This window comes from uncultured Campylobacter sp. (assembly GCF_963517995.1).
GTDB lineage: Bacteria > Campylobacterota > Campylobacteria > Campylobacterales > Campylobacteraceae > Campylobacter_A.
In genome coordinates, this window is sequence record NZ_CAUQHQ010000056.1 from 1 (window position 1) to 14254 (window position 14254).

Consider the following 14254-nt stretch of genomic DNA (forward strand, 5'->3'; position numbering starts at 1 on the left):
CCTCTTTACCGTCTACGCCGACCGGTATAGCGCGAAACTCATTATACGGCATGGAGTAGTATCCGTAATTATCAAAATTACCTACCGGAACGCCGGCCGTAGGCCTTGATTTTACGTATCCAGAACGATTAAAGCCTATTTTCATTTTTACGCCGCTTGGCCTTATGATAAAAGTATCCGAGTTCGCTGAAGCATACTGGGATTTAGTACCCGGCTTTGCTATAACAAACGTATGCCCCCGTGGCAGTATAGGGAGATTGGATGTATCCAATAAAATATCCATGTGTACGCCATTAAAATTAATAGGCGTATTTTCCTGTATCAAATTTCCAGAAGCATCATATATAGTGTTTGCACTGTTTGAATTCATGTCTCCATATATGCTACCAAAACCCACCCTGACATATATTGGCCCATTATAACCAGATGGGTTACCATACTTATCGAAGTGGACTATTCTAAATCTGTTCTTAAACTTATTATTTCCGGCGACTATAGTATAAAGTTTTTGATCCGGATGTGCGCTTGGATTATATGGATTGTAGTTGACATTAGTTACTCTAAAATACCCTTCATTATCATAAACCATATATCCGACCGTATTTATGTACTGTATATAGTTATATTTACCGCTTGGGATATTGCCCCAAGTCGGAGTGATGTTATAGCTTGGAGCGTTTCTACATTTTCTTAGTTTTCCGGAGTATGTAACCAAATTTATTTTATCAGATTGCATATTCCATCCAAGATGCGAAAGGGATGGATATACTCCATTTATATTACTAGAATAAGCCCCCTTTGCCTTACGATAATCCAAATAAAAATTAGCCGCTACGCTATATTCATTAGGTTTCCATACATAGTTTAACTTATCATAATGCTCTTTATAAAAAATCCTATTACCTAAAAACCCCATTCTCATACTATTATATTGATCACTGGACAAACCGGCTTTATGATAAAAGCCATTTTCATAACGATCCGAATCGTTAACCATACCTTCATAGCCAGGCTGAAAGCCCGAGTTTGAAAACGCAGGATACCCGCTCCATACCGATCTATCCGTTCCTCTAGGGGTAGCTCCGCCTCCTACGTTACTTGACTCCCTAGGGCTATCATACGTTATATTATAATTCTGATACCTAACGTCTGCAGTAGCCCCAACGATATCGGGATCAGAATTTTCATACATAACGCCAACCGTAGTTCTAATGGGAGTTCCTACTTGTAGGCTAATTCCCCCAGCAGGTACCCTTACAAAATTACCTGATCCATTCATGTACTCTATGAGTTCAGCGTAGCACAGCTTACGACTAAGTTCGTCTACCGTGTAGTTCTTTTTCGTCTTGGCGTTTAAAGAACCTAGCAAAACAAAACATAGAAGTATGATTTGCATAATTTTCATTTTGTTCTCCTTTTTTGAATATTTTTAAAACTAATTATTCCGTTTTTTCTTTTTTATTCCGCTGAAATTTGAAAAAATTCTAATTTTCTTGAAAATTTTAAAAAGAAATATAGGCATTTTCTAAAAGGTAAAATTTTAAAAGCGTACGATATGGACATTGAAGTCATCCTCATAGAAAAATAGTAAAATTAAAAATCTTTCTGGTTACGATTTTTTAGGTTAAAATTTACACGATTCCCAGCAGAGCAGAGCCTAGCATTGATGGATTTTTATTTTGCAAAGCTTGCTGTTTTTCTAGCAAAGAATTGCTTTGCAAACTAGCTCGTAGCTCTTTTTCGTATTTAGTCAAAAGCTCGTCTAACACGGCTTCAAGCTCGTCTCTTAGGCTTTTTTTCATATCGGTATTTAGCCCCAGAGCTTCCATCAGCTCCTCTTTTTTGGCTCTTAGTTTTTCTTGGATTTTTTGTTCGTTCATCTGCGATAAATATCCAGCCGCGCCAAGTTCGGCAAGAGTCCTTTTAAAGCCCTCCACATCTGGCTCTTTGGAGGTTTTCACCGGCTCTGCAGCTCTTTTAAGCTCCTTTTCAAAGTCGCCCTCATTTGCCGCTTTTGCACTCTTTTCAGCAACTTTTTGCGCAAGCTCGGCCAAAATCTTTTGGATAAATTTTTGCTCTTCGATCGTCATTTCGCATCCTTTATAAAAGATACATTATCGCAAGCAAATTTTATTCCTTAGCTCTATCTGCGATAAATTTAGCAAATTTTTCATTATCGTTTGGACAGTCTACAACGTCGTAAAAATCAAATTTTAGCTCGTCTGCAATATGCTTAAATTCCTTTGATAGCTCAAAAACGGTTTCGGAGTTATCGATACAAAACGAGATCGGATAGATGAGCGCTTTTTTATCTTTTAGCTCGGCTAATACCTGGTTTAGAGAGGGTTCGAGCCATTTTACGGGACCTAGTCTTGACTGATACGCCAGCATCGTTTGCTTAAATTTAACCCCTCTCTTTTCCAAAATTTCGGTTAAGATTTGAACGTGCCGCTTGACGTGCTCCTCGTAAATATCGCCTGCATCAATGATTTTTTGCGGCAAAGAGTGCGCCGAAAATACTAGCGTTATATCATCCGTATTTAGATTACGCGCGCTTTTTTCGATACAGTCTGCGATGATTTCGTTATATCTATCATCCGCAAAAAACGGCTCGACGATTTTTATTTTTGCTTGTAAATTTAGCTCGCGGCACGCCTTATTAAAGTCGTTTAGGCTTGATGTCACGGTGGTGATAGAGTGATGCGGGTATAGCGGAAAAACGACGATCTCCGAGGCCTGCGCAAACTCGGCCAAAACATCCTTTGCAAAAGGCGGCGTATAATTCATCGCAAATGCCGCCGTCTCGTCGCCGTTTAAAAAATGCGAAATTTTACCGCAAAGCCTAGCCGTAAGCTCGCAGATAGGCGACTTGCCGCCGATTTGGCGGTAGTTATTTTGCGCGGTTTTTAGGCGCGATTTTGTTATCGCAAATGCAACGAATTTACGCAAGAGCTGGCTTTTTATCCCCAAAATACAGGGGTCGTTAAACATATTTTTTAAAAAGACTTCAACCTCGCTAAGGTCGTTTGGCCCGCCCATATTTAGTAGCAAAATAAGCCTCATTCGCAAATCTCCTGAGCCTTTAGCGCATCTTCAAGCGTGCTTAGATCGCTTTTTGCGCCGCAACAAGCCTGGTAAAACTCTGCAAACAATGCTTTAGCCGGCGAAACGTCGCCATAAACTTTCAAATTTTGTTGCCCCTCAAGAGTATATTTGTTTAGCTTAAGGCCCGACATATCGCCGAAATACACGCCTCCACTCGCGGCGAATTCGATCGTAAATCGCTCGGCTTTAAATCGCTTCGAGTTGTGAACGCTGGCTAAGGTTTGATTTTTAAATTTAAGCTGAAAAAGCGCATCGGTTTCGCTTCTTTTGTCTTCATTTTGGATAGAGATTTTGTTGCCAAACACCACTTCGCTACCCGTTACAAACCTTGCTAAATCGACGTTTTGTAAAATTTCCAGCTGTAAATTTACGCCTTTGTTAAACCCGCGCGAGATATTTAGCGAGAAAATTTCCCTTTCTTTAGCCAGCTCCTTTTTTATAGAGGCTATCACGGGATTAAACCTATCCGTAAAAGCTACGTAAGCACCGATATTTTGGGGCTTAAAGCAGTATTTTAATTCTCTTATCTCGCCTGATTTGCAAAGCCACGGATCAAGCATGATAAATTTTATAAAATTTAGGCACTTTGGTATTAAATTTAGGTGCTTGTGCGTGTCGGTGACGATTATGGCGTCGATTTTAACGGAGCTTAAAAGATCGTTTATGTTGTTATAAAACGGTATGCGCGTGCAAATTTCGTGATTTTGCACTCCGTCAAATATTCCAACCAGCTCGAAGTTTTCCGAGCGACGCAACTCATTGTAATAAATTTTGGCGTTACCCGTAAAGCCTATAATCGCAACTTTTTTCTTCATATTAATCCCAAATTTTATTGTTTTTGAAATAATTATAGTAAAAAACGGTAATTAAACGGATAATGCGCCCTATTTTTAGATTTTTTAGTCTTTTTTACAACCGTTTTTATTGCTTAACCTCAAACAAGTTTTATCAAATTTATGATAAAATCAGCCCTATTTTAAAACTTTAAATCAGGAAAAACGATGGATATTAGAGAGGCTTATTTAAATTTTTTCGCAAGCAAAGGTCATGAGATCATCCCGTCCGCGCCGCTAGTGCCAAACGACGCTACGCTACTTTTTACAAACGCGGGCATGGTGCCGTTTAAGAGCATTTTCACCGGCGAAGTACCGCGCCCTACCCCGCCCATACGCACGAGCTGTCAGACCTGCATCCGCGCAGGCGGCAAGCACAACGACCTAGACAACGTCGGCTACACCGCGCGCCACCACACGTTTTTTGAGATGCTGGGAAATTTTAGCTTCGGCGAGTACTTTAAAAAAGACGCGATCGCGTATGCGTGGGAGTTTGTGACGCAGGTACTAAAACTACCAAAAGACTGCCTATACGTCACCGTTCACGAGAGCGACGACGAGGCGTTTGCGCTATGGGAGCAACACATCGCAAAGGAGCGCATTTATAGATTCGGCGATCACGATAACTTCTGGCAGATGGGCGATACGGGACCGTGCGGACCGTGCTCGGAGATCTTTTACGACCAAGGCGGCGAGCACTTTAACACGCCTGAGGACTACATGGGCGGCGACGGCGACAGATTTCTTGAAATTTGGAACCTAGTTTTCATGCAATACGAGCGCAGCAGCGACGGCAAGCTAACTCCGCTACCAAAGCCTAGCATCGACACGGGCATGGGGCTTGAGCGCGTCACAGCGATAATGGAAGGCAAATTTAGCAACTACGACAGCTCGCTTTTTATGCCGCTTATAAACGAAGTAGCCGCGCTTTGCGGCAAGCCGTACGCGTATGAGAGCGGCGCTAGCTACCGCGTCATCAGCGACCACATCCGCTCGGTGACTTTCCTGCTGGCTCAGGGCACTACATTTGACAAAGAGGGCCGCGGCTACGTGCTTCGCCGTATTCTACGCCGCGCGATACGCCACGGATATCTACTAGGTATAAAAGAGCCATTTATGTACCGTCTCGTCGATAAAGTCTGCGAGCTAATGGGCGGCCACTACGCCTACCTAAACGAGAAAAAGGCGGCGGTAAAAGAGCAAATCAGGCTCGAAGAAGAGAGATTTTTAGCCACGATCGCAAGCGGACTCGAGCTTTTTGAGAGCGAGCTAGCGCGCACGAAAGATATTTTTAGCGGCGAGGCTGCGTTTAAGCTTTACGATACTTTTGGATTTCCGCTAGATCTCACGGCCGATATGCTACGCGAAAAAGGACTCAAAGTAGACGAAGCTAAATTTGACGAGCTAATGAGCGAGCAAAAAGCGCGCGCTAAGGCTGCTTGGAAAGGCAGCGGCGACAAGAGCGCAAAGGGCGATTTTAAGGCGCTTTTAGAGAAATTCGGCGAAAATAAATTTAGCGGCTACGAGGAGCTTGAGCGCACGAGCAAGGTTTTAGCGTTGCTTGACGAGGACTTTAAAGAAACTCAAATTTTAAAATCCGGCGAACAAGGCTGGGCGATGTTTGACGTGACGCCTTTTTACGCCCAAAGCGGCGGCCAGGCGGGCGATAGCGGCGAGATCGTAGGCGCGGCCGACGTGCTAGATACGCAGAAGTTTTTCGGACTAAATTTATCAAACGTCGCGGTTAAAAAAGAGCTTAAAGTCGGCGACTCCGTGAAGCTAAAAGTAAGCGAGCAAAGAGCCGAGATCGCACGCCACCACAGCGCCACGCATCTACTCCATGCCGCGCTTAGAAGCGTTCTGGGAACGCATATCGCGCAGGCTGGATCTAGCGTCGAGGCAAACAGACTCAGATTTGACTTCTCGCATCCAAAGGCCGTAACGGCAGAGGAGCTAACGAAGATCGAAAATTTCGTAAACAGCGCAATCGCCGAGAACATCGCGGCAAAAACGGAGATAATGGACGTAGAGGACGCTAAAAACAGCGGCGCGATCGCGCTATTTGGCGAAAAATACGCCGACAAGGTGCGCGTGCTAAGCTTCGGCGAGGTTAGCAAGGAGCTTTGCGGCGGTACACACGTGGCAAATTTAAGCCAAATCGGTGCGTTTTTCATCACCAAAGAAGGCGGCGTGAGCGCGGGCGTGCGTAGGATCGAGGCTGTGTGCTCTAAGGCCGCGCTAAATCTAGCAAAAGCCTGGCGCGGCGAGATCGAAGAGCTAAAAACCGAGCTAAAAAGCGCCGAGCCGATGAATGCGGTAAAAAAACTAAAAGCCGAGATAAAAAGCCTAAAAGACAAGAGCAAGCAAGCCAAAGACGCGCACGCGCTAGCGGTGGTGAACGTAAACGAGACAAAGCTTTGCGTCGCGGTGCTTGACGGCGGCGATATAAAAGCCACGATAGACGAGTTTAAAAACGAGAACGAAAAGGCGGCGATCCTGCTCGTGCAAGTAAACGAAGAGGGCAAAATCGCTCTGGCCGCAGGCGTGAAAAATGCGGCTTTAAAAGCGGGCGAATGGGTCAAATTTACGGCGCAAATTTTAGGCGGAAACGGCGGCGGCAAGGATGATTTCGCAACCGCAGGCGGTAAAAACGTACTAGCTATCGAGGATGCGGTTAGGCAGGCGTTAGAGTTTGCTAAAACGAGGCTTGAAAAATAATCTCGCGTCGGTCAAATTTAAGAAAATCGCTTAAATTTGACCGCGGTTTTGAGGCGTAAAATTTAAAGCAAATTTGAGCTGCCTTTAACTAGGCTAGATTAAAATAGTCGAAAGTCGGTAAATTTAACGGGCTGGTTTGTAGCGTCAATTTTATTAAATTAAAGTTTAAAAATGAGCTCAAAAATAGTCGTAAAATTTAACCCAAAATCCGGCTAAATTTGATCTCAAGGGGCTTAAAGCGAGTTTCAAAGCGGATAAATAAAAAACCGAATTTGTTTGATTTCTAGGCTTAAATTTAAAGCAAAGATGTGCGAAGTTAATAACTTTTAAAGCGAGCTCAAAATTTTGTCCGCGCATTAAGTCGTTAAATTTCGGCGCCGACAAGGGTAAATTTAACACAAACAAATTTTAAAATCAAAGGGGGCAAATGCCTGAATTTAATATAGCTTTTGCAAGAATCGATAACGCCTTGCCTTTCATCCATATCCTTGCGGTTATCGTTTTTATCGGATTTCAGGCGAATTTTTTACTAATGGCTAAATTTTTTATGAAGAATTTAGGCAACGACGCGCAGAGCTACGAGACGATAATCTCGATGATGAAACGCCTAGGATACGCGGTTTACGGATCGATTTTAATCATAGGCGCGACAGGCCCGATGCTGGCTAAGGAAAGCGCGGCAAAAACCGCCGATCCTATGCTAGACACGGTTTTAACGACGAAGTGGGCTCTTTACGGCTTTTTGCTTCTAAATATAATTTATGTTACTTACCGTCTAAACAAGGCCGTAAAAGCATTTAAAAATAGCGAATACGTCGAGCTTCACGAGAATCTCATCGTTACGATTTATTATTTCATCCCGCTAAACGTCGCGTTTGCGCTGCTAGCGACGTATCTTGGCATAGCATATAGGGAGTTTTGATGATTTTTTTGGCCTCAAGTTCGCAAACGCGAGCAAAAATTTTAAAGCAAAGCGGAATAAATTTCGAGCAAATTTTCTTTAACTACGACGAGGGCGGCGTAGATAAAAATTTACCGCCGCACGTTTACGTCCAAAAGATAGTCGCAGCAAAAAAAGAGCAGTTTTTAAAGGCAAACAGCGGCGTAAAAAACGTCGTTTTCGCCGATAGCGTCGTCGTATGCGACGATAAAATTTTAGGCAAAGCAAAAGACGAAAATGAAGCTTTTAAAATGCTAAAAATGCAAAGCAAAAATACCGCTAGGATCGTAACCGCAATGATATTTTTAGGCGAGAAATTCGAGCTTTTTAACGTAAGCTTTGCCGAGTATAAATTTGCTAAATTTGACGAAGCCGACTTGCAAAACTACCTATCGGGCGATATTTGGCGGGGCAAGGCAGGAGCCATGACGATAGAAAATTTCAACAAAAAATACATCCTAAGCCAAAACGGCGAAACTAGCACCGCAATGGGGCTAAACATGAAAATTCTAAAGGCGTTTTTATGAGAATTCTAGCTTCTATTTTGTTTATTATCTTTGTTTCGCTAAGCGCGGCGTTTGCGTATCTTTACTCGCAAGTTACCTTTGATGCGTCAAATATTATTGATTTTAAGCCAAAGCTCACGACTCAAATTTACGATAGAAACGGCGAACTCATCGCAAATATCTTTGACGAAAATAGAATCTACGTCAAGTACGAGGACATCCCGCCGCGCGTCATAGAGGCGCTAGTAGCGATCGAGGATACGAGTTTTTTTGAACACGGCGGCGTAAACCCTGAGGCCATCACGCGAGCTATCGTTAAGGACATAAAAGCGGGCAAACTAGTAGAGGGCGCTAGCACGCTAACGCAGCAGCTCGTTAAAAACATGGTATTAACCAGAGAAAAAAAGCTAACTCGTAAGCTAAAAGAGATGATCATCTCGATGAAACTGGAAAACGAGCTAACCAAAGAACAAATTTTAGAGCGCTATCTAAATCACGTCTATCTAGGACACGGCTATCACGGCATAAAAACCGCGGCGAAGGGATACTTTAGAAAGGAGCTTGACGAGCTCACGCTAAAAGAGATCGCTATCCTAGTGGGCTTGCCAAAAGCGCCTAGCACCTACGACCCGACCCGCCACCTAGATCTATCGCTTAGCCGCGCAAATAACGTCATAGCAAGGATGAACGCGCTAGGCTGGATCAGCGACGCAGAGTACAAAGCCGCGCTAGTCGAGCAGCCCGTAGTTTTTGACGACACCCTCACGCAAAACAAAGCCCCGTATATCGTGGACGAGGTGCTAAAAGAGGCCTCAAAGCGCTTTGAGGACATAAAAACCGGCGGCTACGTCATCGAAACCAGCGTTGATTTAAAGGTGCAAGATATGGCATCTGAGGCGCTAAAATACGGCTACAACGAGATACTAAAACGCAACAAAGATGCAAACGCCAGTATCCTAAACGGCGCTATCGTCGTTACGCTACCTAAAACGGGCGAGATCCTCGCACTAGTAGGCGGCGTAGACTACGCCAAAAGCAGCTACAACCGCGCCACGCAGAGTATGCGCCAGCCGGGCTCCAGCTTTAAGCCCTTTATCTATCAGGTCGCCCTAGACATGGGCTACTCGCCGATGAGCAAGGCTGCTGATATATCAAGGGTTTTTAACGAAGGCAGCCAGTACGAGTGGCGACCGAAAAACTATAGCGGCGGCTTCCAGGGCTATATCACGCTGCGAGAGGCTCTACGCCAGTCGCGCAACCTCGCTACGATAAATTTACTCGACGAGATCGGGCTTGACACGGCTTATAAAAAGCTAACCGAGATGGGCTTTAAAAACATCCCTAAAAACCTCTCCATCGCGCTTGGTAGCTTCGGTATCTCGCCGTTAGAGTTTGCCAAATTTTACTCGATGTTTCCAAACAGCGGCGAGATCGTGGAGCCAAGCCTCATAAAACGCATTATAAACTATCAAAATTTAGAAGCCGTTTTCGAGCCTGCACGCGTATTTGTTACGGAACCCGAGCAGGCATATCTGATGACCGATATGATGAGGACGGTCGTAGAGCGCGGCACCGGGCAAAACGCCAGGCTAAACGGCGTGCAAGTCGCGGGTAAAACGGGTACGACGAATAATAACGTCGATGCGTGGTTTTGCGGATTTACGCCCGAGGTCGAGGTGCTAGTGTGGTACGGCAACGACGATAATACGCCGATGAGAAAGGTCGAGGGCGGCGGACGCACGGCGGCTCCGGTGTTTAAGAAATTTATGGAAAGCTATATGAAGGAGTACCCGCTAAAACAAAAAACCTTCATCGAGCCAGAAGGCGTCTTTCATACCGCGCACGAGGGCTTAGCGGAGATCTATACGAAGATCTCGCCCGTGCCTAAACCCGACGCCCAGGATATGTTAATAAAACAAGACGACGAGGGACTGATTTTTTAAATTTCGTAAATAGAGTCGGCTAAATTTGAGCGATTTGCTATGCAAATTTAACCGCTGATTCGTTAAATTTAAACCGTTCGTCAAAGCTATAACGCCCCTAGCTTGTTCAAATTTGACACATACTTTAAAACCAAGTTCCGCTACGCGGTCGAATTTGAATTTATTTAGACCCGAATTTAAAGCCCGCTTTCAGGTTTTAGTCGCGTTAAATTTAACGCTTTTTAGCGCGGATGGCAAGTCTCGTCAAATTTAGGCTTGCCTGCCAAACCGGGTTTAGGCGAGCTAAATTTACAAATCCGTCCGAATTACAGTCCTGTCGCGTCCCGGCAAAAACCGCGTCAAGCATGCTTTGATTTAATCACGCCTCGTCCTTTGGGATATACGTACTTCGGTTAAACAGATAGCATGCCGCAAAAATAACCAGACAAGCCGATAATACGTTTGAACCGCCCAAAAGCAAGCTCATCGTCTTTTCGTCATTTCTAGCGATTAGAGCCGCTATTATGAGCACAAGCGGATACAAGATTAAAGCAATGCTAGCTAAATTTTCAACCGTAAAAATCGCCAAGCAAAGTCGCTGATTTTTTATAAAAAATTTGCTGTATTTTTTCGTAGGGTAGCTTTTTAGGTAAATTTTCGTGAAAATATACGGCAAAATCAGCACCACGGCAAGGTATGCAACTCCTAAGATGTTTCCTATAAAGCCCGCAAACCACGAAACCATGAGCGTAAATCCGATAAATGCCATACTAGCGCGCCTGATAAGCCTATGGACGTCGTAACGGTTTTTTAGATGCCAAGGTATTTGATCAAATTCCGCGTCCAGGTCGTTTAGCTCGCAGAGTCTTTCCTTAGCAGACTTCGCGCTTTGAGCTAGACCGGACTCCCTGCGCAGATCTGCATCTTCGGGTGCGGGCTCATATGAGCTTATGTTCAAAGAGTAGCATACGGCAAAAACAAGCAAGCAAATCGGAGCCACGACAAGGCCGTATAAAACGCATAAATGCCATATCCGCTACTGCCACCTGGGAAAAACGACCCGATAATAAGCAAAATCGGATATAAAATCAAAACTATGCTGGCAAAATTTTCTATCCTAAAAGCCAGGAAGCTATCCCACTGATCCCTCACAAAAAGATAGCTGTATCGCTTGGTTTGATCTCGCCTTAAAACATAAAACGCCCAAAAAATAGGCGCAACTATCATCATAGCGCCCCGAATATAGCTAAAAATTCAGGCGGCAATTCTATGTCGCTATTTACAAAAAATGATTTCACATACGGCACCAAAATCGCAAAAAGATAAAAAAACGACAAACGTCAACGACCGATACGTCATAATCGCCCGTCTGATAAACCTATGCTTATCGTACCAACTTTTTGCGTCCTAAGAGATTGCGGCAAATTTCTCGTCCAGCTCTTTCATCTCAGCTTGAAATTTTGCGTCCACAGCCAGTCATTTTAAAAATTTAATCCTGTAAAGCGCCCAAATTCGAGCTTAAATTTGGTTGCAAAGGCGTAACCGTATTTTTATTTTTTAGATTTGCCGCCGCTTGACAAAGATTTTAAGACTTTTGTCAAGGGGTCATTTTGATAATAGAGTTTATGAAGTTTTGAAAAACCCGATTATATCGGGCTTAGGTTAATGTTTTATTTTTTTTATTTTTTTGTTAGCATTGCCTCTCAAAGTGAGGCGTATCTATAAAGCTTTTGAAGTTACCGCCCCAACGGTTGCTTTGATCTAAGCTTTCCCAATAGTCGCCAATGCTTTGAAGCTGGGTTTTGCTTTGCAGCCACTCGCCGTTTTTAAAGACGTGTAGATCGGCGGCACATCTTTTGAGGTGCATTGAGTTATTTGTTTTTGACTTGCCCTCTTTGATATAGATTTCTTGCTGTGCCTGCGTGCGCTCAACTTCGCCTATTCTTACGGCATAGCCATTGTCGATTAAGTGGTTTAGCAATTTTGCTAAGTCTTGAGTAAATTTTTCTTGATTTTGTCCGAGCGTCATCTGTGTAGCCTTACGTTTTGATTGAGGAATAAATCGTAAATTTTGTCAATTTTCTTTTCGAGATTTGATATATCTTCACTGAAAGATTTTTCAAATAAAGATAATTTTTGATTAAAGGCGTTAAGCCTTTGCGAGATTATCCAATTTATTATAGTAAAGAATAGAGCCGTTAAAGTTATCAACGGCTCGATATATTCAACTATGAAGCTTGCTTGCATTTCTTACGCAATAGTTACGGGGGTCATATTAGTGATAAACACTTCTTCAAACTTAACCCCGTTAAAGGTTTTGTTTAGAAGCGCAGTGCGTATCTCGTCCTCGGTTTTGCTAAAATCCGCATAAAATTGGAACGTATGTTTGCCTTTTGTAGTAGCGGATTTTCCCGTAACTGTTACATCCCAAAGGTCAGTAACGACATCGTTGCCCGAAGTGCTTTCAACCTCATATACGACATATTTGCCGTCTAGGTTATTATCTGCGAACGTTTTCGCCGTAGCTCCGTCAGCAGGAACTGCGAAGCCAAACGTGCGACTGCCTAGCGTATTTCTTATTAGTGATTTAGCCATTTTTATACCTCTCTTTCTTATGCGTCAAATTTTAGTTTAGCGTATTCGCATTTTGTGGTTAGGACGTAGTCACAGTCAAACTTACCTTTTATGTCCGCTAGCAAGTCTTTAAAGGTCTTAGAGGCCTTGACGTGCGGAACGCTAAACATTGTTGAAAGTCTACCCGTAGCGTCCTTTTTACCCACAACTATACTTTTTTTATTTAGAGGATTAGGAATTGCGGCTACAGCCGTGCCACCCTCGCCAACGTTTTTAAATTTTTCTACCTTACCAGCCATTATGCCGATTAACGCCGTAGTGTCGCCATCAGTCGCACCGATAGCAGAAACGTTTAAGGTTTTTAAACCCTTGATTGTTTGCCTTAGCATTCTCTTCACTCCTTGAGTTTTATTTTTTGCTTTATGCCGCATAAACGATGAAATACTATCAAACATAATACAAACTTGCTTTATCATTCACGGGAAAGACCAAGAAATCAAGGTTTGAACGAAAGAGCAAGCAAGTCTAAGCAGTCCGAGATTTACGCTAGCACGAGCCAAAGCGACGCCGCTCAGCAGTTTAATCCACGATAGACTAAAGTTTAAGGAATACAAGCCACGAACGAAAAAGCTAAAGTCGCTTTGCGGGTAGCTCGTGCAAGCGGCATCTAGGGATGGAAAGATGCCCCGGTTTTAAGATAAAAAAAGTCCGAAAGGGAAAGCTAAGAAGCAACGGAGAGAGGAAAAAAGCCAAAAAGGAAAGAGAAAAGCAGGGGAAAAGATCGCCAAGCTCCGACGGCGCAGAGCGCCTGAAGCTTGGCGGGGAAAGAAAAAAAAGGCTAAATCTTATCCTTTAAAATCGGCTCGACGGCTTTAACGACTTTTTCCAAAGTTTGAATTTTGATAACCGCCTCAAGCAAAAAGCGAGCATAAGGCGGATACGGAACCTTTGACCCCCAACCGTTGACGGTAGCGTAGGGAATACCGACCAGCTCCGCAAGCTCGCGTTTATTTAAGCCCGTTTTTGATAACAATTCCTGAAACTCATTTTTATCCACAAAAACTCCTTAAAAATAATAGAATAATAGCATAATGATAAAATAAAGTCAAATAAAAATAGGATAATGATATAATTTTAAGTTAGATATAAGTGTCATTATGCTATAATTTTAACATAAATAAAAAGGATTATGACACATAATCCAAAAAAACAAAGGAGAAAAAAATGGAAAACATAGTGAGCGGCTCATACAATGTAAGAGTAACAGATAAACACAGAAAAAGCAAAGATAAAAAAGGGGAATATTTCGTAAGATATTATAATAGCCAGCTAAGAAGGCACCACTATATAAGCGACGGAGACGCAGTAGCGTGGGACGAATACGATATAAATACGGGAAAAACAAAAAGAATATATAAAACTATATCATCAAAAACAAATAGCGAAAAATACTATATATCACACACATTCCGAGGGAATAAACAACCAGCAGGAAATGGAAGTATAGACCACTTTCTACTACTAGAAAACGGCGATATATTAGCAACGTGGGTAGTAGGATACGGATATTTAAAAGTTACGGAATGGGAATACGAGAACGAAACTTTTGAATATTAAAAAAATGAAAATAAATATAGGGAAAGTAATCAACCAAAT

General features: G+C 43.0%; 15 protein-coding genes. 5 read left to right on the top strand and 10 right to left on the bottom strand.

Translation table 11 applies throughout. The annotated features are described in order from the left end of the window. The 4 genes from RYL88_RS06975 to RYL88_RS06990 all read right to left on the bottom strand — a co-directional run. Positions 1–1405 (bottom strand): hypothetical protein (locus tag RYL88_RS06975; protein ID WP_314990079.1); only part of this gene is annotated, 1405 nt, incomplete at its 3' end. A gap of 226 nt (positions 1406–1631) precedes the next feature. Beyond that, positions 1632–2090, bottom strand: coding sequence for a response regulator (locus tag RYL88_RS06980; protein WP_314990081.1), 459 nt, complete (start codon positions 2088–2090; stop codon positions 1632–1634). Between the two features lie 40 nt (positions 2091–2130). Then, positions 2131–3063: a ferrochelatase gene (gene hemH / locus RYL88_RS06985; RefSeq protein WP_314990083.1), complete on the bottom strand. Its 933-nt coding sequence runs from the start codon at positions 3061–3063 to the stop codon at positions 2131–2133. Next, entirely contained in the window at positions 3060–3920 is an 861-nt protein-coding gene (locus tag RYL88_RS06990) for a Gfo/Idh/MocA family oxidoreductase (protein ID WP_314990085.1), read from the bottom strand. Before RYL88_RS06990 ends, hemH begins: the two co-directional genes overlap by 4 nt. Positions 3921–4106: 186 nt before the next feature. Between RYL88_RS06990 and alaS the strand changes: the two genes are divergently transcribed. The 4 genes from alaS to RYL88_RS07010 all read left to right on the top strand — a co-directional run bounded on the left by alaS (position 4107) and on the right by RYL88_RS07010 (position 10045). Then, complete coding sequence (alaS, locus tag RYL88_RS06995) at positions 4107–6656, top strand: alanine--tRNA ligase (protein WP_314990087.1); 2550 nt, start codon at positions 4107–4109, stop codon at positions 6654–6656. 427 nt (positions 6657–7083) lie between these two features. Beyond that, positions 7084–7578: a 3-isopropylmalate dehydratase gene (locus RYL88_RS07000; protein WP_314990089.1), complete on the top strand. Its 495-nt coding sequence runs from the start codon at positions 7084–7086 to the stop codon at positions 7576–7578. After that, the gene (gene maf / locus RYL88_RS07005) at positions 7578–8123 is read left to right on the top strand and encodes a septum formation inhibitor Maf (RefSeq protein WP_314990091.1); all 546 of its coding nucleotides are present in this window, start codon (positions 7578–7580) and stop codon (positions 8121–8123) included. The genes RYL88_RS07000 and maf overlap by 1 nt, the downstream gene beginning before the upstream one ends. Continuing rightward, positions 8120–10045, top strand: a complete 1926-nt coding sequence (locus RYL88_RS07010; RefSeq protein WP_314990093.1) for a PBP1A family penicillin-binding protein — start codon at positions 8120–8122, stop codon at positions 10043–10045. Before maf ends, RYL88_RS07010 begins: the two co-directional genes overlap by 4 nt. Before the next feature lie 358 nt (positions 10046–10403). Here the strand turns inward: RYL88_RS07010 and RYL88_RS07015 are convergent, their stop codons facing one another. The 6 genes from RYL88_RS07015 to RYL88_RS07040 all read right to left on the bottom strand — a co-directional run bounded on the left by RYL88_RS07015 (position 10404) and on the right by RYL88_RS07040 (position 13655). Then, on the bottom strand, positions 10404–10982 hold the full coding sequence (locus RYL88_RS07015) for a hypothetical protein (protein ID WP_314990095.1): 579 nt from the start codon (positions 10980–10982) through the stop codon (positions 10404–10406). Then, positions 10979–11254: a hypothetical protein gene (locus tag RYL88_RS07020; protein WP_314990097.1), complete on the bottom strand. Its 276-nt coding sequence runs from the start codon at positions 11252–11254 to the stop codon at positions 10979–10981. Before RYL88_RS07020 ends, RYL88_RS07015 begins: the two co-directional genes overlap by 4 nt. 460 nt (positions 11255–11714) lie before the next feature. Next, positions 11715–12053 carry a M15 family metallopeptidase gene (locus RYL88_RS07025; protein ID WP_314990099.1) on the bottom strand — a complete coding sequence of 113 codons (339 nt, stop codon included), beginning with the start codon at positions 12051–12053 and terminating at the stop codon, positions 11715–11717. Positions 12054–12274: 221 nt separating this feature from the next. Next, the gene (locus tag RYL88_RS07030) at positions 12275–12619 is read right to left on the bottom strand and encodes a hypothetical protein (protein ID WP_314990100.1); all 345 of its coding nucleotides are present in this window, start codon (positions 12617–12619) and stop codon (positions 12275–12277) included. Between the two features lie 17 nt (positions 12620–12636). Further along, positions 12637–12987: a hypothetical protein gene (locus RYL88_RS07035; protein WP_314990102.1), complete on the bottom strand. Its 351-nt coding sequence runs from the start codon at positions 12985–12987 to the stop codon at positions 12637–12639. A gap of 449 nt (positions 12988–13436) precedes the next feature. Beyond that, complete coding sequence (locus RYL88_RS07040) at positions 13437–13655, bottom strand: XRE family transcriptional regulator (protein WP_314990104.1); 219 nt, start codon at positions 13653–13655, stop codon at positions 13437–13439. Positions 13656–13822: 167 nt separating this feature from the next. Between RYL88_RS07040 and RYL88_RS07045 the strand changes: the two genes are divergently transcribed. Next, complete coding sequence (locus tag RYL88_RS07045; protein ID WP_314990106.1) at positions 13823–14215, top strand: hypothetical protein; 393 nt, start codon at positions 13823–13825, stop codon at positions 14213–14215. The last annotated feature ends 39 nt before the right edge of the window (positions 14216–14254 follow it).